Source organism: Streptomyces sp. CBMA156 (assembly GCF_014596515.1).
Taxonomy (GTDB): domain Bacteria; phylum Actinomycetota; class Actinomycetes; order Streptomycetales; family Streptomycetaceae; genus Kitasatospora.
Window position 1 is genome coordinate 1 of record NZ_MSJQ01000366.1, and the last position, 2,249, is coordinate 2,249.

The window sequence follows — 2,249 nt, forward strand, 5'->3', positions numbered from 1 at the left end:
GACCCGGGCCGGCGCCGCTCTCGGCCGGGTCCCCGGGGCCTGAGGGGCCCCGGGCGCCGCCCGCACCCGCCGTTCCGTCCCGGGCGCGGGCGGCGCACCGCGCCCGGGACGCGGGAATCCCGGGCGGCCGGGCGTGGTTCGTGTGCTTCACGGGGTTCACGGGGTTCGGCGCCGGTCACGGTGACAGGCGCCCAGGGGAGGAGCACGGCGTTGAGGATCGGCGACATCGAGGTACTGGCGATCACGGACGGGGCGGGCAGCGAGAGGGCCGCCGAGATCCTCACCCGTCCCGGCGTGGACGACCCGTGGGCCTGCCACCCGCACGAGCGGGAACCGGACGGCAGCCTGACCCTGCCACTGGGCGGCTTCCTGGTACGCAGCGCGGGGCGCACCGTCCTGGTCGACGCCGGGGTCGGACCGTACGACGACGGCCGCTACCGCGGGGGAGCGCTCCTCGACTCGCTCGCCGCGCACGGCATCACCCCCGGGGACGTGACCGACGTGGTCTTCACCCACCTGCACTTCGACCACGTCGGCTGGGCCTCCGTCGACGGCCGGCCGGTCTTCCCGCGCGCCACCTACCGCGCCCACCGCGCCGACTGGGAGCACTTCGTCACCGGCCCGGCCACCACCCCCGGGGCCGTCGCCAAACTCACCCCGGTCGAGGGCCGACTGGAGCCGTTCGACGCCGACTTCACCCTCGCGCCGGGCATCGACGCGCTCCACCTGCCCGGCCACACCCCCGGCACGACCGTGTACGTGCTCTCCTCCGGCGGGCGCCGCGCGCTGCTGCTGGGCGACGTGGTCCACTCGGTGGTCCAGTTCGGCGAACGCGACTGGCAGGTGGTCTGGGACATCGACCCGGCGGCCGCCTCCGCGGTGCGCAACCGCATCGCCGACGAGGCCGCAGGCACCGACGACCTGCTGGTCGCCGCGCACTTGCCCGGCATGCGCTTCGGCCGCATCCTCACCGACGGCGGCGAGCGGCGCTTCGCCGCCGTCTGACCATCCCGCAGCCGGGCCGGTCCGCACCCGGGCCGGCCCGGCCGTGCCGTCCTCACTCCCGGCGGCCGACGCGCTCCGCCGCCCACGCGAGCAGCAGCCCCGCCGCGCCGAGCACGGCGGCGATCCCCAGCGGCGCGGTGAACCCGGCCCCGGCGGACAGCGCCGCGCCCGCCAGCAGCGGCCCGCCCGCGTTGCCGATGTTGAAGGCGGAGATGTTCGCCGCCGAGGCGAGGTCGTCCGCGCCCCGCGCCCGCGCCATCACCCGGGCCTGGAGCGGCGGGATGACGGCCCCGCCGGCCGCGCCGAACAGCAGGAAGACGGCGAGCACGGCGGCCTTGCCGTGCACGGCGGCGAGCAGCAGCAGCGGCACCGCCGTGACGGCGGCCAGCGCCGCGTACAGCGCGGCGGCCGGTGCCCGGTCCGCCAGCCGTCCCGCCACCGGGGTACCGATCACCATGCCCACGCCGACCACCATCAGCACCAGCGGCACCGCGCCGGTCCCGAAGCCGGTGACCTCGGTCAGCAGTGGCGAGACGTAGGTGAGCACGGTCAGGAACGGCGCCCAGCCGAAGGCCGTCGCGGCCAGGGCGAGCCACACGCCAGCCCGCCGGAACACCCGCAGCTGCGCCCGCAGCCCCGCCTGCCGGGGTGCCGGCCCGTGCGGCAGGAAGACGGCCAGGGCCGCCAGCAGCACCACGCCCAGGGCGCTCACCGCCCAGAACGTGGCCCGCCAGCCCCACGCCTGCCCCAGCGCCGTGCCCGCGGGCACGCCGACGACGTTGGCCAGGCTGAGTCCCATGAACACCGTGGCGATCGCCCGGGCCCTGCGCCCGGCGGGCACCAGCGAGGCCGCCACCGCGGAGGCGATCCCCACGTACGCCCCGCCGGCCAGCGCGGACAGCACCCGCCCCGCCAGCAGCACGCCGAACCCGGGCGCCAGCGCCGTGACCAGCCCCGCCACGACGAACAGGCCGGCCAGGTACAGCAGCATCCGCCGGCGCGCGATCCGCGCCCCGAGCACGGTCAGCAGGGGAGCCCCGACGACCATGCCCGCCGCGTAGCCCGACACCAGCATCCCGGCCGCCGGCAGGGACACCCCGGTGTCCTCGGCGATCCGGGGCAGCAGCCCGGCCACCACCACCTCGGCGGAGCCCACCGCGAAGGCGCCCAGGGAGAGCGCGAACAGGGCGCCGCCGGCCGGCCGCGCACGGCCGGGCGCAGCCGTGGAGGGGGCCGGGGCGGGG

Annotated in this window: 2 protein-coding genes; one reads left to right on the top strand and one right to left on the bottom strand. The window is 77.9% G+C overall.

Going from position 1 to position 2,249, the window contains the following annotated elements; all coding sequences use genetic code 11:
* Positions 1-210: 210 nt before the first annotated feature.
* Positions 211-1,005, top strand: coding sequence for an MBL fold metallo-hydrolase (locus tag BU198_RS31925; RefSeq protein ID WP_188298039.1), 795 nt, complete (start codon positions 211-213; stop codon positions 1,003-1,005).
* A gap of 52 nt (positions 1,006-1,057) precedes the next feature.
* Here the strand turns inward: BU198_RS31925 and BU198_RS31930 are convergent.
* Positions 1,058-2,249 (bottom strand): MFS transporter (locus BU198_RS31930; protein ID WP_223245237.1); only part of this gene is annotated, 1,192 nt, incomplete at its 5' end.